General features: G+C 36.1%; 21 protein-coding genes and 1 pseudogene. 3 read left to right on the forward strand and 19 right to left on the reverse strand.

Annotated elements, in window-relative coordinates; all coding sequences use genetic code 11:
• Positions 1–186 precede the first annotated feature (186 nt).
• The 18 genes from ACFQ18_RS02035 to ACFQ18_RS02120 all read right to left on the reverse strand — a co-directional run bounded on the left by ACFQ18_RS02035 (position 187) and on the right by ACFQ18_RS02120 (position 19,638).
• Positions 187–1,140, reverse strand: a complete 954-nt coding sequence (locus tag ACFQ18_RS02035; RefSeq protein ID WP_060667774.1) for a transketolase family protein — start codon at positions 1,138–1,140, stop codon at positions 187–189.
• 2 nt (positions 1,141–1,142) lie between these two features.
• Positions 1,143–1,994, reverse strand: a complete 852-nt coding sequence (locus ACFQ18_RS02040; RefSeq protein ID WP_060667775.1) for a transketolase — start codon at positions 1,992–1,994, stop codon at positions 1,143–1,145.
• A 173-nt stretch (positions 1,995–2,167) separates the two neighbouring features.
• Positions 2,168–3,184 carry a Gfo/Idh/MocA family protein gene (locus ACFQ18_RS02045; protein WP_204797852.1) on the reverse strand — a complete coding sequence of 339 codons (1,017 nt, stop codon included), beginning with the start codon at positions 3,182–3,184 and terminating at the stop codon, positions 2,168–2,170.
• Positions 3,185–3,352: 168 nt separating this feature from the next.
• Positions 3,353–4,387, reverse strand: a complete 1,035-nt coding sequence (locus tag ACFQ18_RS02050) for a Gfo/Idh/MocA family oxidoreductase (RefSeq protein WP_060667777.1) — start codon at positions 4,385–4,387, stop codon at positions 3,353–3,355.
• 29 nt (positions 4,388–4,416) lie between these two features.
• Positions 4,417–5,352 (reverse strand): myo-inosose-2 dehydratase, encoded by a 936-nt coding sequence (gene iolE / locus ACFQ18_RS02055; RefSeq protein ID WP_060667778.1) that lies wholly within the window; start codon positions 5,350–5,352, stop codon positions 4,417–4,419.
• Between the two features lie 54 nt (positions 5,353–5,406).
• The gene (gene iolB, locus ACFQ18_RS02060; protein WP_060667779.1) at positions 5,407–6,219 is read right to left on the reverse strand and encodes a 5-deoxy-glucuronate isomerase; all 813 of its coding nucleotides are present in this window, start codon (positions 6,217–6,219) and stop codon (positions 5,407–5,409) included.
• A gap of 57 nt (positions 6,220–6,276) precedes the next feature.
• Entirely contained in the window at positions 6,277–8,181 is a 1,905-nt protein-coding gene (iolD, locus tag ACFQ18_RS02065; RefSeq protein WP_204797853.1) for a 3D-(3,5/4)-trihydroxycyclohexane-1,2-dione acylhydrolase (decyclizing), read from the reverse strand.
• A gap of 27 nt (positions 8,182–8,208) precedes the next feature.
• Positions 8,209–9,201, reverse strand: coding sequence for an inositol 2-dehydrogenase (gene iolG, locus ACFQ18_RS02070; RefSeq protein WP_204797885.1), 993 nt, complete (start codon positions 9,199–9,201; stop codon positions 8,209–8,211).
• 82 nt (positions 9,202–9,283) lie between these two features.
• Positions 9,284–10,159, reverse strand: a complete 876-nt coding sequence (locus ACFQ18_RS02075; protein ID WP_244986864.1) for a diphosphate--fructose-6-phosphate 1-phosphotransferase — start codon at positions 10,157–10,159, stop codon at positions 9,284–9,286.
• Positions 10,134–10,487: a 6-phosphofructokinase gene (locus tag ACFQ18_RS02080; protein WP_244986865.1), complete on the reverse strand. Its 354-nt coding sequence runs from the start codon at positions 10,485–10,487 to the stop codon at positions 10,134–10,136. Before ACFQ18_RS02080 ends, ACFQ18_RS02075 begins: the two co-directional genes overlap by 26 nt.
• 327 nt (positions 10,488–10,814) lie before the next feature.
• Complete coding sequence (locus tag ACFQ18_RS02085) at positions 10,815–12,218, reverse strand: sugar porter family MFS transporter (protein WP_204797886.1); 1,404 nt, start codon at positions 12,216–12,218, stop codon at positions 10,815–10,817.
• A 510-nt stretch (positions 12,219–12,728) separates the two neighbouring features.
• Positions 12,729–13,742, reverse strand: a complete 1,014-nt coding sequence (locus tag ACFQ18_RS02090; protein WP_204797854.1) for a Gfo/Idh/MocA family protein — start codon at positions 13,740–13,742, stop codon at positions 12,729–12,731.
• 19 nt (positions 13,743–13,761) lie between these two features.
• The gene (locus ACFQ18_RS02095; RefSeq protein WP_204797855.1) at positions 13,762–14,793 is read right to left on the reverse strand and encodes a Gfo/Idh/MocA family oxidoreductase; all 1,032 of its coding nucleotides are present in this window, start codon (positions 14,791–14,793) and stop codon (positions 13,762–13,764) included.
• Between the two features lie 245 nt (positions 14,794–15,038).
• Positions 15,039–16,043: a substrate-binding domain-containing protein gene (locus ACFQ18_RS02100; RefSeq protein ID WP_204797856.1), complete on the reverse strand. Its 1,005-nt coding sequence runs from the start codon at positions 16,041–16,043 to the stop codon at positions 15,039–15,041.
• Positions 16,044–16,218: 175 nt separating this feature from the next.
• Positions 16,219–17,427 (reverse strand): MFS transporter, encoded by a 1,209-nt coding sequence (locus ACFQ18_RS02105; RefSeq protein WP_060667785.1) that lies wholly within the window; start codon positions 17,425–17,427, stop codon positions 16,219–16,221.
• Between the two features lie 66 nt (positions 17,428–17,493).
• Entirely contained in the window at positions 17,494–17,883 is a 390-nt protein-coding gene (locus tag ACFQ18_RS02110; protein ID WP_060667786.1) for a tautomerase family protein, read from the reverse strand.
• Between the two features lie 21 nt (positions 17,884–17,904).
• Positions 17,905–18,663: a DeoR/GlpR family DNA-binding transcription regulator gene (locus tag ACFQ18_RS02115; RefSeq protein ID WP_145523183.1), complete on the reverse strand. Its 759-nt coding sequence runs from the start codon at positions 18,661–18,663 to the stop codon at positions 17,905–17,907.
• A 216-nt stretch (positions 18,664–18,879) separates the two neighbouring features.
• The gene (locus ACFQ18_RS02120; RefSeq protein ID WP_145523182.1) at positions 18,880–19,638 is read right to left on the reverse strand and encodes a DeoR/GlpR family DNA-binding transcription regulator; all 759 of its coding nucleotides are present in this window, start codon (positions 19,636–19,638) and stop codon (positions 18,880–18,882) included.
• Positions 19,639–19,968: 330 nt separating this feature from the next.
• On the opposite strand from ACFQ18_RS02120, the gene ACFQ18_RS02125 reads away from it, so the two are divergent.
• The 3 genes from ACFQ18_RS02125 to ACFQ18_RS02135 all read left to right on the forward strand — a co-directional run bounded on the left by ACFQ18_RS02125 (position 19,969) and on the right by ACFQ18_RS02135 (position 20,599).
• Positions 19,969–20,151, forward strand: a complete 183-nt coding sequence (locus ACFQ18_RS02125; RefSeq protein ID WP_379565602.1) for a hypothetical protein — start codon at positions 19,969–19,971, stop codon at positions 20,149–20,151.
• A gap of 32 nt (positions 20,152–20,183) precedes the next feature.
• Positions 20,184–20,354, forward strand: coding sequence for a nucleotidyltransferase substrate binding protein (locus tag ACFQ18_RS02130; RefSeq protein WP_379565604.1), 171 nt, complete (start codon positions 20,184–20,186; stop codon positions 20,352–20,354).
• Positions 20,355–20,419: 65 nt separating this feature from the next.
• Positions 20,420–20,599, forward strand: a complete 180-nt coding sequence (locus ACFQ18_RS02135) for a nucleotidyltransferase domain-containing protein (protein WP_379565606.1) — start codon at positions 20,420–20,422, stop codon at positions 20,597–20,599.
• 255 nt (positions 20,600–20,854) lie between these two features.
• Here ACFQ18_RS02135 and ACFQ18_RS02140 read toward each other — a convergent pair.
• Positions 20,855–20,992, reverse strand: a pseudogene (locus ACFQ18_RS02140) (hypothetical protein); the annotation flags it as partial.
• Between the last annotated feature and the right edge of the window lie 256 nt (positions 20,993–21,248).

A 21,248-nucleotide genomic window follows, 5' to 3' on the forward strand; every position in this document is an offset into this window, starting at 1 on the left:
GGGTTAAGGGACAGACTAATTAGATTTTCTAGTCATGTCCCTACTTCCCTATGATGTCCTGCCCCAGCGACTAGCGTGACTTCCTTCACCTTCGTACGCGCTACGAAGCACAGGACGTGCGAGTGCAGGTGTTGCGACAGGACGTCGCATTTTTAGCCTGTAAGGGCGCTTGCGCATTACTTACTATTATTTTTTCTTAAGAACATCTTTTACTGCTTGTGCAACATGATTAGGAGAAATTTCGTATTTCTCAAGCATTTGCTCGTTTGGACCAGATTCTGAATTTCGATCTTTTACTCCGACACGAAGCATTGGAACCGGCTTCTCCTCTACTAATACTTCTGCAACAGCACTTCCTAAGCCACCAATAATACTATGTTCTTCTGCTGTAACAATCGCTCCTGTAGTTTCTGCAGCTTTTATAATTGCTTCTTTATCAATTGGTTTGATGGAAGGCATATGAACGACGGCTACAGAAACACCTTCTGCTTCAAGTTTTTCAGCAGCTTCTAGTGAGCGACTTGTTTGTGTACCGGTAGAAATAATTGTTACATCTGTTCCTTCATTTAAAGTAACAGCTTTTCCCAGTTTGAAATTGTAGTCATTAGGGAAGAGAATTGGATACGCATCTCTTGCAAGTCGAATGTATACCGGGCCATCATATGATCGTGCAAATTCCATAACTTTTTTAACCTCTGTTGCATCTGCTGGAGCCAATACAACCATGTTTGCTAAAGAACGGAAAATAGCAATGTCTTCCAAAGCTTGGTGAGTTTTACCTGTTAAACCAGTCAGAAGACCACTATACCCACCTACCATTTTAACGTTTAATTTTGGTTGCGCAATTTGAACTTGAATTTGGTCGATTGCACGTTTTGCTAGAAATGCAGCAAATGTAAAAGTCCATGGTTGGATACCAGTTGTTGTAAGTCCAGCTGCAACACTCATCATGTTTTGTTCTGCGATTCCCATTTGTAAAAACTTTTTAGGATTCTCATTCGCTACAATGTCGATTTTGGTTGAAGTAGCTAGATCCCCATCCAACACATATACGTTCTCATCCTCTTGCGTAAACTTTAAAATCGTTTCACTTAATGCATCTCTCATGGAAACTTTTTTATCAGATAATAGTGTTTTCATTGTTATACCCCCGCTTCCAATTCTTGAACAGCATGATCAAATTCTTCATCTGTTGGAACTCGTGAATGCCATCTATGCGTATTTTCCATAAAGGAAACACCTTTTCCTTTAACTGTATTCGCAACAATAATTGTCGGCTTGCCAGATACAGTACGTGCTGCATTAAAGGCTTTTGTAATTTCGTTATGATTGTGACCATCAATTTCGATTACGTTCCAACCAAATGCTTGCCAGCGTTCACAAGGATTTGTAACAGGTACTTCACGTTCATCAAAACTTTCTCCCCAACCGAACTGCTGTAATTTGTTATTATCTAAAATAACTACTAGATTATCTAACCCATATTTAACCGCAACATCTGCTGCTTCCCAAACTTGACCTTCTTGTGATTCTCCATCACCAATCATGCAGTACGTACGAAAGTCTTTGTTTTTAAGCTTTGCACCAAGGGCCATTCCTACTGCAGCGGAAATCCCTTGGCCAAGGGAACCTGTTGACATATCAAGCCCAGGTAAAATATTCATATCTGGGTGTGCTTGTAGCCTAGAATCCATGGAATCGAATGTATCCAACTCTTTAATAGGGAAATATCCTTTAATCGCTAAAACGGTATAAAGTGCTACTGCTGAGTGTCCCTTTGATAATACAAAACGATCACGGTTTTCAGCTCTGGCATCTTCTGGATTAACATTCAATTCATTAAAATATAAATTAACTAATACATCGACAGCTGACATCGGGCCACCAATATGACCCGCCCCTGCGTGATGGACAGTATGAACAACTAGTTTTCTAGATTCTATTGATTTTTCATTTAAAAGCTGTAACTTCTCTTCGCTAAGTAAATTACTCAAACCAAACTCCTCCTTCTTTGATAAACTGCAGATTAACCGCTTTATCATTTTTTGAAAGAAAAATACTTGATGTTATCCACTATGATAATGGGTTAAGTGAAAAAAGTTTTGATCAGACGGTTAATCAACCTATATATCAAGTATATTTCTATTTTATTAAGTCACCATGAAAGTTATTTAGTAAGAAGATTTCCTTCTGGTATTTCCGTCAGTATGGAATGGTTAAATAATGACTCATAACTCTTCTGTATATAACGGATCATTTCAAGAGATTGATCAGCACTGTATATCGGCAATTTATTTTCTTTGATACATTCCTGAAAATGTTCCACTTGTTCTAAATACTGATCTGATTGAAATGCTTCTTTATAAATAACATTATTTTGTTTATCTTTCACTGTTACTTTTCCGCGTTTGTCCAAAGATGATTGATCTGGACGGAAAGAACCATCAACGCGAATCGTACCTTCTGGACCAAATATTTCATAATAATCGATGAAAGGTAACTCCATAGAAGAAAAAATTTCTGCCGTGCGATTATCTTTGTCGACTAACACACATGTGGAAGAGATATCAACCTCATGCACCGGATGGATATGACCAGTCATAGAAAGCTTCACTGGTTTCATACCGACAATTTGAGTAATGGCATGCATACCATAACATCCTACATCCCACATGGCTCCTCCACCAAGTTCCTTATTTAATCGAACGTCATTTGGGTTGTCGAGATTATAGGAGAAATGCGCCTTAACATGTTGGTATTCCCCTATGATTCCAGAATCTAATAATTCTTTTACCTTTGCATGTTGTTTATGAAATTGATACATGAAGGCTTCCATAAACACAACATTATTTCTTTCCTGTGTTTCTTTAATTTCTAACATTTCCTTTTCTTGTAATACTGCAGGTTTTTCTAATAATACATGTTTACCAGCATCCATTGCTTTAATGGCCCATTCTTTATGTAAAGCATTTGGGAGTGGAATATAAATGGCATCAATAGTTGGATCTTGGATAAGTTCTTCATAAGAATGATAGATGGTTGGAATCTCAAATTTTTCTGCTTTTTCTTTTGTTCTTGACGCAATTGCTGAAACGATTGCATTTTCAGAACGTCTTAGTGCAGGTACCATTTCTTCATAAGCAATATTAGCCGCACTTAAGATACCCCATTTTACTTTCGACATAGATTTCTTCCTCCTTAAATAATCTAACGTTTAAATCCGCGGTCTGAATACTTAGTAACGAATTCCTGCTCACGAGTATCGAATTTTCATTCTTCAGTAACAGGTTCCCGCTTTCATATATTCGGGCCGCTTAGAGAGTGAAAATATTTTCACTCTCAGCCAACTTCATTATATTAAACTCTTCTGACTCAATGATTTAACTTCTACCTTTTCTCCTGATAGGAAGGACTGAGTTGCTGCAGTTGCAATTTCGAGTGCAGCTTTCCCATCGACCGCTGTACATATTGGTGTTTCTCCTTTTTGTACCGATTCGATAAACGCTATCATTTCAAGTAGATATGCATCTTGGAAACGTGATGGAAAGTCTTGAATTAAATCATGTGTACTTCCTTTTGCAGTTAAAATATTTACATCTGTATTGCGCATGGAACCAATTCGAATGGATCCTTCTGTTCCTACTACTTCCCCACGGATATCGTATGCGTATGGAGCAACACGCATGGTTTCCACATCACCTGTAGCACCACCATCAAATGTTAAATATGTTAACCCTTGATCGACATCATTATATTTCTCCATAAACCGGTTGGATTCTAATAAAATACTTCCAGAAGAATGTACAGAAGTTACATCTTGATTCATTAAAAAGCGTGCAATATCGTAATCATGGATAGCTACATCTAGAAAAATTCCGCCACTGTATTTAATAAATTCCTCATGAGGGACATTTCCGTCACGGCTAACTCCTTTAAAATACAACGGTTTTCCAATGTCACCTGCTGCAATTCTTTTCTTCGCTTCACTATAAGCTGGATCAAATCTTCTCATAAAACCAACTTGACAGTTAACATTTTGTTCCCGGAGAACTTGAATAACTTCATCCGCATCAGCAAGTTCCTTTGTTAACGGTTTCTCAACAAAGATTTGTTTTCCATTTTTAGCTGCTTCTTTTATTAATTCTGCATGTGTAGAAGTTGGAGTAACAATAACAACAGCATCGATGGTATCATCATGAAAAGCTGTATTGATATCTTGAGACCAATTTTTTACTCCTAATTCTCTTGCTACTTGTTCCGCACGACCTTCCATTGGGTCGATTACTGTAACAAGTTCAGCACCTTTTACTTTTTGTGCTAGATTTTCTGCATGCCAATATCCTAATCTTCCAAGTCCTAAAACCGCTGTACGTACTACTTCTTTCATATCATAATCCCCTCTCTAGTTATGTTCCATTAGTTTTTTGTAATAGAATCTGCTTTTACCTTTTCAATTGTTTCTATAATGAATTCTTTTGATTTCTTCGCATATTCATATGGATTATGTTCGATAGGATCTTGCTCCCCTTCGATTAATGCCCATCCCGAATAATTGTTTTCTATTAAAATCTTAAAGACAGGTTCAAAATCAAGTACACCATCTCCTGGTACAGTAAACATGCCACTACGAATACATTTTCTAATGCTATAGTGTTCTTTACGTGCCTGTTCTAACACGTTTTGTCTAACGTCTTTTAGATGAACATATTTCACACGATCGATATATTTTTGTAAAAGTTGTACTGGATCGTTTCCCCCATAATATCCGTGTCCTGTATCATACAGTAAAGACACTACATTTTTATCGGTCATTTCCATTAATCGATCTATTTCTTCAGGCTGTTCCACAACGGTACCTGCATGATGATGGTACACTAAATCCATACCATTTTCTTTAGCAATTTCCCCGGCTTTATTTAGCCCTTCTACTAGGTACTTCCAACCTTCATCATCTAATCTTTGAACATAGGTTTCATCTACGCCTCGAGTTGGATCTTGATTAAGTATGGATCCCCCAATTTCAGCTGTACTAATTACTTTACAGCCAAATTCCTTTAAAAGCTCTACATGGGCGCGATACGCTTTTAATTCTTCTTCATGTCTCTTTGGATCTGAGAAGAATACAGATTTCCATTGCGTTGTTAATTGTAACCCATATCGATCTAACGCTTTTTTTAGTTCTTCCTTATCTTTAGGAAATTTACGGCTAATTTCCGTTCCCTTAAAACCGAGTGCTTGGATATCTCCCATCACATCTTCATATGTATAAAAATCACCATGCTCTAACACATCTTCCCCTACCCAGTTGATTGGGTGGATACCAAGCCTGAATGGTACAGATTGTAAAGTCATTGTTTCCCCTCCTTTAAGGATTAGATGCCCCATAGGTATGGGGCATCTAAATGATTAATTTTTAGCAAGTAACCACTCATGGTCTTTATCATTCGTAAATTTCCATTCACGAACAGGACCTGCCATCACGTTTAAGTAATATAATTTATATCCTGGTGGGTTTGATACTGGATGGAAACCTTTTGGAACAAGTACCAAATCCCCATCTCTAACCACAATTGTTTCATCTAAAGATTTGTCATGTGTATACACACGCTGAATAGCGAATCCATTTTCTGGGGAACTCACTCGATGATAATATGTTTCCTCTAAATAACTTTCTTGCGGTAAATTATCTTCATCATGTTTATGTGGTGGATAACTTGACCAATTCCCCTCCGGTGTGAAGACCTCAAAGATAAATAGGCTATCTGCCGGCTTATCAGCAGGAAGTATATTATGAATCTCGCGTTCAAGGCTTCCATATCCACGCTGTGCCACTAATACATCTTTTGGAGTAATAAGGCGGGCTTCATACGTTCCTTTACCAGGAGCAGTACAAACGGCAATTTCTAAGTCAGTTATTGCTGTAAGCTCTACTCTATCATCGGAAGATACGTAAACGGTATATGCTGGTGTGTCATCGAATACACTCATTCTTTCCCCAATATTATCCCAAGACTGCTTGTTTGTTTTCGCATCCGCTTTTCCAGAAAGAAGAACAACTGCTACTTCCAAATCCCCTGTTTCCTTTTCAAAAGTTTGACCAGGTTTTAATTGGTATACCTCAAAACCAACATATTTCCAACCAGCGTCCCCTGGTGTTACTTTAATTACACTTCCATCTTGATCCGGTGTTGCTTTCGGGTTAATTAGTAATTCTGACATAATTAGCCTCCTATAATTGTTTTACATTTCATTTTTCCAAAGATAAGGGAATATAATTTAATATTTTCTTGCTTGATTTAATTTTTCTTCCATATTTTCATAGGCATTTTTTACCTTTTCACTGTTCGATACTTCAGCGACACCTAGACGCCACCATGATTCGTAACCAGGCACTTTACTTGGAAGTGTCTTAACATGAATCAACGTAGATACTGTTTCTTGTTTCGCTTTCTCCAATGCATCACGAAGTTCTTCTACCGTGTTAGCTGTATATCCTTTCGCCCCCATGCTTCTTGCATGTGCAGCGAAATCAAATTCCATATATTCTCCACTCAATTGATTCGTGCTTGCATTACGATAGCGAAATTCGTTTCCAAAACCTTCACTACCTTGACCAACTTGTAATCCATGGATACATTGGAAACCGTGGTTATCAAGTAAAACAATATTGATTTTCTTGTTTTCTTGTAAACTAGTTACAAGCTCAGAATGTAACATCAAGTAACTTCCATCTCCAACAATCGCATATGCTTCACGATCTGGTTCCGCCATCTTAATTCCTAGTGCAGCTTGTACTTCATAACCCATAGTCGAGAAACCGTATTCCATATGATATGTTTTCGGATGAGAGCTTCTCCACAGTTTCAATAGATCCCCTGGCAAGCTTCCTGCCGCACAAGTAATAATATCTTTTTCATCGATAAACTTATTTAATTCACCAATTACTTGGGATTGTTCTAATCCTTCTTCACTTTGCAAATTAAATAGACGGTCCACTTCTTTATCCCATTCTTCTTTTAAAGAAGATAATTCACTAGCCTCATAGCCTGATGTATAATTTTCATCTTTTAGACGGTCTGACAATTCAGCCAACGCTACTTTTGCATCTGCAATCAACATTTGTGATTCCATCTTCATCGCGTCCATCGAGCAAACATTAATACTTAAAAATTCAACTTCAGGGTTTTGGAAAGCTACTTTAGAAGCTGTAGAAAAGTCCGTTAGACGAGTACCAATACCGATAATTAAGTCCGCATCTTTAGCAAGAACGTTGGATGCTTTTGAACCATTCGCACCTGTTCCACCCATATACATTGGATGATCCCAAGCAAGGGCGCTCTTACCAGCTTGTGTTTCTCCTACTGGAATTTGGAAATCTTCTATAAATTGTTTTAACTCATTTGTAGCTAAGGAATAATGTACTCCACCACCAGCAATAATGAATGGTTTCTTCTTAGATTTAATAAGTTCAACTGCACGATCAAGGGCAACTTCACTTGGAGTTCTTCTTTCCACTGTATGAATACGTTTCTTAAAGAATTCAACAGGATAATCGAATGCTTCAGCTTGTACGTCTTGTGGAAGAGCTAATGTTACGGCACCAGTATCAACTGGGTCTGTTAGAACCCTTATTGCATTTAAACAAGCAGTCATTAATTGCTCAGGACGAACAATACGGTCCCAATACTTACTAACTGGTTTGAATGCGTCAGTTGCAGACATCGTATAATCACTTGGATCTTCAATTTGTTGAAGAACAGGGTCCGGCTGACGAGTTGCAAAGTTATCACTTGGTAGTAATAACACAGGTATACGGTTAACTGTAGCTGTACCAGCCGCTGTTACCATATTTAGTGCACCTGGTCCAATGGATGTCGTACATGCATAAATTTCTTGACGGTTTTTTTGTTTTGCGTAAGCTGTGGCTGTATGTACCATCCCTTGTTCGTTTTTCCCTTGAATAAGTGTGATATCGCTTTCTTCTCTTTCAAGTGCTTCCGCTAAACCAGTAGCGTTTCCATGACCGAAGATACCGAAGATCCCTTTCACAAATTTCTTTACTTCACCATCAACTTCAATGTATTGATTATCAAGGAATTTCAATAATGCCTGAGACATTGTTAAACGAATGGTTTCATTTTTAACTCCACTTTTTTCATTTGCAACACGAATAGCTTCCATCCTTATTTCCTCCTCTTAACCTTTTAATTAAAGAAATACTTTTTCTTTTATTTTAAATGATTCCGTTGCTGCGACAGCTACTTCTAATGATTTCATACCGTCTACTTCATCGACAATTGGTTTCTTATTATTCTGAACACAGTCGATGAAATGTTCTAACTCTGCAACGAAAGCATCTCCAAACTTTGTAAGAAAATCCGGAACATTATCATGGTAACTCTTGTTGTTTTTTAGAATAATATTGTTATAGTATTGTAAAGAACCTATTTGAATAGAGCCTTCTGTACCTACAACCTCACCACGAATATCGTAGCCAAAAGCGGAATTTCTGCTACCTTCGATACTTGCTGTAGCTCCATTTTTGAATTTCAGTACGGTAATGGATTGATCGACATCTCCGTACTTGTTCATAAATGGATGAACGAGTACATCTCCAAACGATTGAACAGATTCCACTTCGTTCCCCATAAGGAATCTCGCAATATCATACTCATGGATATTTAAATCTAAGAAAATACCACCACTCGTTTTGATATAGGACTCTGGGGGAGAACCTGGGTCACGACTAACTCCCTTGAAATAAAGAGGTTTCCCTATATCACCCTGTTGAATCCTTTTTTTAGCTTTAGCATATGAAGGATCAAACCTGCGCATAAAGCCCACTTGGCAGATTACTCCATTACTAGCAACCTCTTTTATAACCTCTTCTGCTTCTTCCAATGTTTCTGTCACTGGTTTATCTACAAAAATATGTTTCTTACTTCTTGCTGCTTGTATAATAAGCTCAGCATGAGTTTTCGTTGGGGTCACAATGATGACAGCGTCTATGGATTTATCATCAAATATTTCTTGTGGATCAATCGACCATCTATCTATTCCCAATTCTGCTGCTGCTCGCTTTGCACTTTCTTCCCTTGTAGCAACGACAGCAACGATTTCTGCACCTTTGACCCTTGTAGCAGTATTTTTCGCATGAAAGATACCTAATCTTCCAACACCAATTACCGCACAGCGAATCATTCTCAAATGTATCACTACCTTCAAAAAAATATTTACATCCTATAGTTTCCAGTTAAGCGCTTTCCTGGAATTGAAAAATATACTAAATCACCCGTTGATAGATTGGTAACCCATTTTTCATTGGAAGAACAATTTCACCTTTAATCATTGGGAACGCGTAATCCTTAAAATCCAATGTCATTATATTTTCTTCGACGTTATACCATTCCGTTGGGATAATTTTTTCCTTCTCTGCCACTTCTTTTAGCTGTATTGTTTCATAAGAAATATGATAATCCACTTCATGTGGATCTCTCTTTAGGCCGACCATAATCCCAGTTTGGTTTAAATTCGCTAGGCGAACAGCATGTATTCCTAAATGATAAGCCTCTTCTACATCTGTTTTCGAAGCGAGAGTCATACTGCTTCTTTGCCAAACACTTGAAGTCATATACCTGGTTTTAATACCTGTTTCATTTTCGATCATATCTTTCAAATAAGATGAAACACCACCCAATTTTGGTCTTCCTAAGAAATCATATTCTGTATACGTGTTAACTAATTCACCATTTTTCTTGCGAATTCCTTCTGCAACGACTAGAATCGTATTTCTTTTTTCACGATTTGCCTTTTCCAACTTATCTACGCACTTAACAAAATCAAATGCAACTTCAGGAATATAAATAAGTAGTTGACTATTTTCAGTAAGATAATCCTCAGCCAATGAACATGCACCAGCAAGCCAACCTGAATTTCTCCCCATCGTTTCAATTATAGTTACACCATTGCTTTCCGGGTAACTCCCCATATCCATATCTACATCGATGATGGAAGTTGCTAAAAACTTAGCTGAACTCCCATATCCCGGAGAATGGTCCGTACCAACTACATCATTGTCTATTGATTTAGGAATACCAATAACAATAAGATTATATTCTACATCCATTACATACTCATGAATCATCTTCGCTACGTTCATAGAACCATTTTCCACCTATGTAGAAAAAATACCGAATATCATTCTTCACAAGGATATGTACTATTTTTTCTATATCCTCTTTTGATAATTTATAACGCTGTGTACCGAGAGCTGCTCCAGGAGTCCACCTTAATCTGTTTCGTTCACTGATAGAAAGATTCTTTAAACTAACAAATTCTTCATGCAGTAAACCATAAATCCCACCAACAGCCCCATAAATTTCTCCATCAAATGGGGTTCTTGATATTCCGTCAATAATCCCAATGAGAGAATTATTTATGACTGCTGTAGGCCCTCCTGACTGGACAATCATACAATTCTCCTGCATTTTCCTACTCCCTTCACTTAAAAGGTTAAGCGCTTCACCTTTAGGGTAAAAATAATTTCTATCTACAGTTTATATTATATTCTTATTGTTCTAGTTAGTCAATAATACTTTGACTTTTTAAATTTTATTTTTTCTGCGAGAGATTATTTCGAGTATAAAATAAATAACGGAGAGGCTTTGGTCGCACCTCTCTGTTATTTATACATAGATAGTAAAATACTTTCCATTATTTATCCAACAAGTTGTCTATTGTCGATGGTATTTTCAATTGAAATACGTTAGCACGTATCATAATTAAATTTCTTTCATTTCCAAAAACAGAAACCATTATGCTTCTTTAATATCCCCCACCTCTTCCTTGTCATAATTACGAAATCGTTGTTCTAATTCTTCTAGAGAAAGTCCTTTTGTTTCTGGTAAGAATTTCACAACAAAAGTTATAGCAAATATACCGATTATCGCAAACATAAAGAATGTAATACTTAATCCAAAGCTACTTAATAGTACTGGGAAAGAGAAACTAATTAAGAAGTTCGTCATCCAGCTAAAAAATACTGCTACACCAAAGCCCAGCCCACGAATACGTAATGGGAATATTTCTGCTAACATTAACCAAGTCACTGGAGAAATTGCTCCTTGTTGGAAAGCTAGGAAGGTAACGGTTAATGTTAGTACAATATATGGAAGTGCTGTTGCACCTGCAAATAAATTTGAAAATAATCCGATTAATGCTAGAGCACTGGTTGTACCGATTAGCCCGACTGCCAACATTGGACGTCTTCCAACTTTACCAAGTAACCAAATACCAACAAAAGTTGCTAGCACAGAAATGATACCGTTTGCAATATTACCTATAAGTGCTGCCTGAGTCCCTAGACCAGCATCTCTTAGAATTTCCGTACCATAATACATAATCGAGTTAACACCTGTAGCCTGTTGAACAACCCCAATCCCGATACCAATGATCACAACTCTTTTTATCCATGGTTTTTTTAAATCCTTCATGGAGGCCTTATCATAATTTTGTTCCGCTTGAATGTTCCCTTGAATTTCTTCTAGCTCTGTCTTTGCTTGATTAATGTCACGGATTTGTTTTAAAACCTTAAGCGCATCTCCCATTTTTCCTTTTGACGCATACCAACGTGGACTTTCTGGAACGATTAACATCCCCAACCATAATACGATTGCTGGAAGGGTTGCAAGAACGAGCATGATTCTCCATACACCGGGGTCTGCCACAGTGTTACCAAGAATTGCATTAGACACGTATGATAGAAGTTGACCTGTAACAATCATCAGTTCATTTTGTGTAACCATACGTCCACGACGTTCTTTTGGTGACATTTCAGATAAGAATGTTGGTACAGTTACAGAAGCACCACCAACAGCAAGCCCAAGAATGATACGTGATATAACCATTACTGGAACGTTTGGTGCTAAGGCACATCCCAATGTTGAGAAAAAGAATACAATGGCAAGCCATAAAATTAATTTACGACGACCATATTTATCAGAAAGTTGCCCGCCAAAAAAAGCACCAAATGCAGCACCTAAAATCAATGAACTAGAAACAATACCTTCTGTAAAAGCATTTAAGTTTAATTGGCTTTCCATAGACATAAATGGTAAAGCACCGTTGATAACCCCGGTGTCAAAGCCAAATAACAATCCACCAAATGTGGCAATAATCGCTATGATTTTTAGCCTTTTATCACGTTCTTTAATCGTCATCGTTTTATCCGTGGATAAACCATTTTTACTCATGTATATTTCCTCCCATAAATAGGGCAAGGATCCTTGTTCCAGATGTAAGATTAACTAGTGAGGTACGAACCCTGTCCCCCTCCTATGTAATCGGATTCATTTATTAGAACCCTTATTTTCTAGCAACATATTAGAAAGTAATTGCATTCACAATCTTTTAACGGATCTTTTATTTTATACTTAGAGGTCTAAAAATTTTCACTACACCTAATGACTTCCTTATTAAAAAACCCACACTTTTATGGCCTTCTCGATTAAGCGGTTAAATCTTTTCTTGAATTTATTACTTTTATATATTTTCTAGTATATTTGGCAAATTGTGCCAAATGAACATTCAGTCTACAAGTACTTCCCTCCTCACATTTCGATTAAGCGTTTTATCTAATTTGTATTATATTTTATAGCAATTAGCAAGTCAACAAATATTTAGATAAAAGAAAAGGAATCCAACTTTTATAGTTGACTCCTTTTACTCTCTTACACCGTTTCCAATTCCTTTTTATATTCTGATAAAGTTATCTTTTCACCTGTCTTAGCACTCTCATAAATAGCATCAATAAGTTTAGCAGTTTGATAACCATCCTCTGCTGAGACTGGTTGCTTCGATCCATTCACTAAGGAATCAATAAACAATCTATCTTCTTCTACATATCCCCATTTATCAGCAAAAGACACATCAAAGTATTCTTCAACTTCAATCTTTTGATTTAGGCCCGGAGAATACATGACATGATCTAAATCTTTCGTTGTAATAGTAGAATGTTTTCCGTAAACTTCTAAACTTTCAAATGGAAAACTCCAACCAGAGTGAGCATACGTTACAAAAGTAGCTATTGTTCCAGATTCATATGTTAATAAAATCGTGAAACTATCAAGTTCACTTTCTGAAATACTTTGTCTTGCCTCACAAGTAACCGTCACGGCTTCTCCAAAAAGATATCTACTTAAATCTAATAAATGGATCGGAGTTTCAAAAAAGAAGCCCCCAGTAATTTCTGGGTTACTTGTCCAAGCAGGATTTAACAATTCACCACGGTTCAATTTCATATGGGCAACATATGGATGAAGCTCCCCTTTTTCTATCAGACCCTTAACCTTTTTAAATACATGGGCATATCTTTGGTTCATCCCTAAATTATAAATAGCATCTGATTTTGCTGCCGCATCTTTAATTTTCTTCGCATCAGCTAAATTAGTTGCCATTGGTTTTTCCGAAAAAACATTTACATTATTTTCTAGACACGTTAGTACAGCATCGACATGCAACGTATTTGGTATCGTTACATAAACTGCATCAACACCCAATTCCAATAATTCTAATAAGCTTCCTACAGGTTTTGCATGTTCTGTTTGCTTTGCTAGATTTTCTGCATGTTCTTGTTTAATATCAGCAATTCCAATAATATCTACACGTGTATCATTTTTTAAATTATCGACATGTGTTTGAGCGATACCACCGGCTCCTAAAATCCCAACCTTTACTTTAGACATAAAACTCCCCCCATAGTTACTATTTCATCGCTTCAAAAACTTTTCTTCTTACCTCAATTTCTTGATCGTTTTCACATGATTCAACAGCGGAGACTGCCACTTCTAAAGATTTTAAAGCAGAAACTGCTGTATTGACTGGTTCATTCTCATTATTTAATACACCAACAAAGTATTCCATTTCTTTCACAAAGGATTCGCGGAATCTCGTTTGATACTCAGGCACAATTTCACTACTATTGTTACCGTTTAGAGATAAAAACTGTACATCTTGATTACGCAAGCTTCCTAATTGAATCGTCCCTTCTGTTCCGATTACCTCTGAACGAATATCGTAGCCATAACCTGCATTTCTGCTAGATTCAATATCTCCAAAAGCACCCGACTCAAACGTAACTAAGGAATGCGCTTGATCATAGTCATTATATTTTTTCAAATATTCATCCATTAATACTTTACCGACAGACCTGATGGATTTAATCTCTGAATCCATTAAAAACCTAGCTGCATCAAAATCATGGATGGTAAAGTCATGGAATATACTTCCACTTGTTTTCACATAAGATTCCGGCGGAGAACCTGGGTCCCTTCCAACCGCTTTGAAATAGATTGGCTGTCCGATATCTCCTTGTTCTATTCTTCTTTTCGCTTCTTGATATGTAGGATCGAATCTTCTCATAAAACCTACTTGACAGATGACATTATTATTATTAACTGCCTCAATTACTTCATGAGCTTCTTCAATCGTTTTTGTAATAGGTTTTTCTACAAAAATATGTTTACCACTGTTAGCTGCTTGTTTAATTAAGTCTGCGTGTGTATAATTCGGTGTTGTAATCACAACTGCATCTACATGATCATCCTCAAAGACCTCTGATAGATTCGTAGTCCAGTTTTGGATACCTAATCTTTCCGCTGCACGTTTTGCACTTTCCTCTCTCGTTGCAGCAACTTTTTCGATTCTAGCATTAGGTACTCGATGCTCGATATTTGATGCATGTAAGAAACCTAAAGTACCTACACCAATGGATGCAATACGTATTTCTTTAGTCAAATGAATAGCCTCCTTTAATTTTATATATGGAATTATAGAAGATGATATTCAAAGTCTCCCTTTGAATATAGAAACAGTAGGTTAAACGCTTACATAGAACGATAACATTAAGGTAACCGCTTAACTACAATCCCAGTATAATTTAATATGATTTTATAGTCAAACAATTATGTCATTTTTTCAAACTAAATAAAGCGCTTTACTTAAAAAGGTAAACAGATGTCATACGCATCCGTTTTACCTTTTTACACTTCTTGTGTTGATTTTCTTTTAACAAGATCCGGAACCAATGTAATACGCACTTCATCGTCTCTCTCCCCTTTAAAGATAGAAATGATTAAATCCATTACCTCCCTTCCCATCCTCTGAATAGGTTGAGACATCGTTGTTAATGGTGGATCGACAATCGTTGCAATGTTTGTATTATCAAAACCGACAATTGAGATATCTTCTGGAACACTAAGTCCTGCATCTCTTATAACCTGAATCGCGCCAATTGCCAGTAGATCATTACAAGCAAATATTGCTGTCGGTATCTCCTCACTCTGAAGATATTTTTCAGCACTTATATTTCCTGCTTTTACAAGGTTCTGCTTTTTATCTTCAATAAAATGAAGGTCATTACGAAGTTCTATATGATGTTCATTTAAAGCGTCTTTAAAACCACGAATACGCTCTCTATTACTATACAAATCTAATGCAATAAATCCGATATTCTTATGACCCAATTGAAGTAAGTGATTTGCCGCCTGATAGCCCCCCATGTAGTCATCTAATGCAACTGCATTAATAGAAAAATTAGGATAATCCCTTGCAACAATAACTACTGGAATATCTTCATTCATCAATTCCTTAACTCTTTCCAAGTTCTCAAAACCAGATGCTAAAATGAAACCATCCACTCTTTTTTGCTTAAGTAAACTTATGTATTTATTTTCTTTCTCCTCCTGATAATCCGTACTACAAATGACGATATTGTAACTTAATTCGTGGGCTCGATCCTCGATACTTCTTGCTAGTTCAGAGAAGAATGGGTTTGCCAAATCTGGAATAATCAGTCCTATTGTTTTCGTCTGTTTTCCAGTTAAAGCGGATGCAAGTATATTCGGTTCATAATTCAGCTTTTCCATCGCTTCATGTACCCGTCTTCTCGTTTTTTCCCCAATCCTCCCCTTTTTATTAATTACATTAGAAACGGTAGCAATCGAAACGTTTGCTTCTTTTGCTACATCATAAATCGTAACCTTCACTCCTAATCATCCCTTTTCCCACTCTTTTCATGATCCTAATAACATTCTTTACGCAAAAAATGAAACAGTATTCACATATATTATTATACATAGCGAAATATTTTGTCCAATCATTTATGCAGTGAAGGTAGCGAAAAACCCATTATCGAAAGGGTATTTTCAACACAATTAATATCTATGATTGTACTTTTCTTTTTTTGTAGTTGTTCATCGAATTTTTACGCTTGATTTCCTGCCTCCCCCAAATCACAATTAATGCTGTTGTAATAAGACTAACGACCCCTAGAAAATAAAAACCTGATTCTAGTCCGAATGATGAATTAATGATTCCCGTCACGAATGGTCCAACAAATATTCCAATCGCATAAATAGATTGGTAGGCTCCCATTGCGGTAGCTCTTTTCTCCTGAGAGATTGATTGAATAGACATACTTAGTAATAATGGGAATACAAGCCCTAATGCAAATCCTGCAAATGCTTGAATCAGCAGAAATAGAATTTTGTTATGTGCAAAAGGCATCATAAAGGTAAATATCGCCGTTAGAAAAAATGCTGCCTTAAGTGCTGGCCATTCTCCTATACGCGGAACCAAAACATTCCCCATAAACAATGTTGCAAAAGCATGAGGAATCATAAAAGCAAAAACAATCCACGTAATTTCACTCGGGTTAAATCCTATCTGCAATGCAAAAGTGGACGTGAAACCAAACATCGTGGAAAACATAACACTATGAGCAATGATAGAAAGAAAAGAAACTTTAAGAAGATTAGGTTCCCGGATGACAGTTGCTAGTTCCTTTAATTGAATCGGTTGGGATACCTCTTTATCTTTCGGCTCATAAATAAAAAAGGATAGAATGAGTCCGATAATACTGAAGATAGTTCCAATCCAAAAAGGCGATTTCCATCCCCACATTTCTACCATATATCCACTGAAGCTCATGCCAAGAAATTGTGCCAGCACAACAACGAACGAAATACTTCCCATGGCAACATGTACTTTATCTTTAGAAAAATAGATTGGGTACAATACAGTAAATGCTACCCAAGAAGCAGCCGCAAGACCGGCAAATGAACGGGCAAGTAATAACCAACCAGCACCATCCATCGTGATGAAAATCAAACAACTAATTAAACTCATCACCATTCCTGCAATAATGAAAGGCTTTCTCAATTTCATCATGTCTGATCTTATACCGATTGGTAAACGAAACAATAATTGTGTGATTCCATAACTTCCTAAAACTATTCCGATAAACGTATACGGCGTCCCTATTTCTCCCATGTAGGGGGAAAGAATCGGAACATAAAGAAAGTGAGGGAACCACAACAGAAAAGAAACAACAATAAATAGCGCTTTATTTCGTGACATAGTTTTCGACATATGTAACCCCTTCCAACTCCTGGTATTAATGAAGCCGAGTTATTACCCTCGGCTTCATTTGTTGTTTTACAATTCACCCGTTAGGAACTGAGCCTCGCCAAATCCGAAACTCCAGTCTGCGGCACCATTTGTCATAATATTAATCATGATATCATTTGGCTCCATACCACATCTTTCCCCTAGTTCCTTTACAAGCATATTATAAAAATCTTTCTTCTGTTTGTCACTTCTTTGGGTACTTCTCATTGAAATAACAACAACTTTATCACTTCTTTCAAAACCTAAACCAGTATCCCGAATAATCATTTCATTTGGACGATGTTGACTAACGATTTGATAACGATCCCCTACAGGAACGCCAAAAGCTTTCACGACCACATCATGGGTAGCATCTAATAATTCTTTCAATTCCTCATCCGTTCTTCCTTCAATTATATCGAATCTTAATAATGGCATAAATGATACCTCCAAATTGTTTTATTTTCCTGTTACCATCCATTTAATATCATGTTGCTTTAGGAATTCTATATATTGATTTGCTGGTTGTTTATCTGTTACAAGATAATCAATCTGATCTAAACTACAGTAAGTCGTTAGTGAATATTTATCGAATTTATGATGATCCACTAATAGGAACACCTCATCACTCTTTTCCACAACACAAGCCTTTAAATAACTTTCGACAGGGAGGGAATTCGTAACACCATTTTTCAAAGATATACCAGAGGAAGCTAGAAATGCTTTATTAATGTTATATCCTTTGATGATTTCTTTGTTATGGATACTCGTTAAAGATTTGGTTTTGCGCTCAAGCATTCCACCAGTAGAAAAAACACTTAAATTCTCAAATGGTAGTGCAGCAATAACAAAATCCATATTATTTGTTATAACGGTTACCTTTTTATGCTTCATAAAATGAAACATTTCTATTGTAGTTGTACCCGAATCAATAAAAATGATATCACCATCTTCCACATAAGAGGCGGCTTGTTTAGCTATTTGTTGCTTTGCAGACTGATTTTGAATACTTCTATCTTGAAACGGAATAATGGTTGAGCGATTAACGGATACACCACCATATATCTTACTAAATTCCCCACTTTTCACTAATTCGTTCACATCTCTACGAATCGTGTTCTTCGATACCCCAAACACGCTAACCAATTCATCTAAAGAAACGGTCACATTCTTTTTAATGTATTCCTTAATCTCATCCAATCTTTCCACTTTCAACACTTCCATTCCCTCCCTTCCACAAAGGTACACTCTTTTATACTTTAGTCACATTATATCACAAAATAACCAAAAGTTAACCATAATTTGAATAAATGGTATAAAAAATTATATTTCCCTCGTAAAACACTTCCAAAAGGCAGAAAAGTAGTACAACATCTAACCCATTTCCGGTTGGCAGGCGTAAATATTAGATACAAAAAAAGTAAGCATTTCTGCTTACTTTTCCGCTATAACAACTTCAATATTATTTTCTTTGGCATAATGAACATATTTCTCAGGTATACTATCAGAGATTAAGTAGTTGATTTCGTTTAATTGACAGTACGTCGTTAATGCTGCTTTATCAAACTTGCTGGAATCCACTAACAAAAAGTTTTCCGCACTTTCCTGAACAACCGTGCTCTTTAATCCACTTTCTAACGGAAGCGAATTCGTAACTCCATTTTTAATGGTAATTCCAGTAGAAGCTATAAAGGCCTTCGTAATATTATAAGAAGTGATTAATTCATCATTCTCAGCACTAGTAAACGAATTTGTTTTACGTTCGAGCATCCCACCAGTAGAGAATACGCTTAAATTATTATACGGAAGCGCCTTAATAATAAAATCAACATTATTTGTAATAATTGTTAATTCCTTTTCTTTTATAAATTCCACCATTTCTACTGTAGTGGTACCCGAATCTATAAAAATGATGTCACCGTCTTGAACGAATTCAGCGGCTGCTTTTGCGATTAACTGCTTTTGCTTATGATTCCGAATTTGCCTATCCACATATGGAACTATTGAAGTAGATTTATCTACGGAAACACCGCCATATACTTTCTTGAAGTCTCCCCCCTCAATCAGATCATTCACATCTCTTCTGATTGTGTTTTTAGATACATTAAATTTTTCAACCAATTCGTCCAAGGAAACACTCCCGCGTTCAACGATATATTCCTGGATCAAATCTAAACGTTTTGTTTTTAACACATACACTCATTCCTTTTTTATAATCGTCATTATCATACACTAATTTTAAACAAGTAACAAAAAAATAAGAAGTTTTATAACCGTGATTGTATATATATAATTTCATTAAGAGAAGAAGTTGGTTAACTCGTGATTCTATTTTAACATTGATACCGCTTACAAACAATACCTTTTATAAAGTGCTTTGTGTATTGGTAACCTGTTTATATTTTTTCCTGTAATTTGTTTCCCTCCAAATAAGTACTCTTAAATAAATCGTTCCTATGGAGTTTATCTACACATCCCATTAAAATTAAATGTAGGACAATCGATTTTTGAAAGGAGAATTAAATGAGTGATTTATTTAATAATTATGAAGAATCCATCCAACTATCCCATCAGCATTCTTTTCAAATTTTAAATCATTTGAAGATTATTATTTCCACACTCGAAAACATGGAAAATCCAGAGGAATTAACTAAGGAAGTATATCGCGATTCCATCATAAAAAAATATGAAATGCTTGAAGATTAGTATGGAAACTATTATCTAAGATTTTTAAATCAATGGGCTTGGAACTTAATAATCCACGTAACTGTTACAAACAAGCTTTCAAAGAGGAATTTATTGATGACATGGAAACATGGAATGAAATCTTAGCCTCTAGAAATACAACGGCACATATATATAGTGAGGAAGATTACGAGAATATTAAAGGTAAAATTATGAATAATTAGGTGGATGCCATTGAAAAATTACTTCTAATTTTTTTGATAAACAGGCTAACATTGTAAAGGTCATATTGTTTGGTTCACGTGCTAAAAATACTGCAAGTTTTCGTTCTGATATAGATTCATGTATTACGTACACGGGAAACAAAAAAGCAAGTATTAAAGAGGATATTAATAAATTGGTTGGTATTTATTCATGTGATATTGTGTTTTCTGACCAACTTAATAATGAAAAAAAAGCAAATAGATAGAGATGGAATAGTTATCTATGAGAGGTAACTAAGGAAGCTTGATGGACAGGAACCCCGCTCCATCAAGCACTAAGATTAAATGATTGATGCCTGTCCCCCAGTATTGTAAGATACTAGCCCTTCAGTAAAATTAGGGTGCACTATCGTAACGTATTCTTTTTCTTTACCAACTTCCTTCAAAATCATCTTTTTCGAGATAAAGCCTACTCACTACTCGTCAATCCTACTATTACATTCTATAGCTTCTTTTCCCATTCAGAAAAGGGAGTTTATTGGATTTGCCCTATTATGTGAGAATCCAATAATGTTATTACATGTTAACAGTGGATGTTCCTTTGGGATAGAATCTTCGACAAATGCGTCGATGGCTGCACCAAATAATCTATTATTCTGTAATGCACTATAACATTGATTATTTTACTTTTAGATTATATTAAAGCATAAAATACTTAATCTTTAGTGGAAGTCTACTAACATTATTGTTTAATAAGGTAGCTTTAAGGTCATTATTAGAAAATCGAGGGTAATAAGGAGATTTTGGAGTCAGAAACACAGAATTAATTTAGGAATAGCGCTAGATTACTTAATAAAACAGACAATAGATGAAGAATTATTTCCTCAACTATTGTCTGTTTTTGTAAATAATGTG

Source organism: Oceanobacillus caeni (assembly GCF_042678465.1).
GTDB lineage: Bacteria > Bacillota > Bacilli > Bacillales > Amphibacillaceae > Oceanobacillus > Oceanobacillus caeni.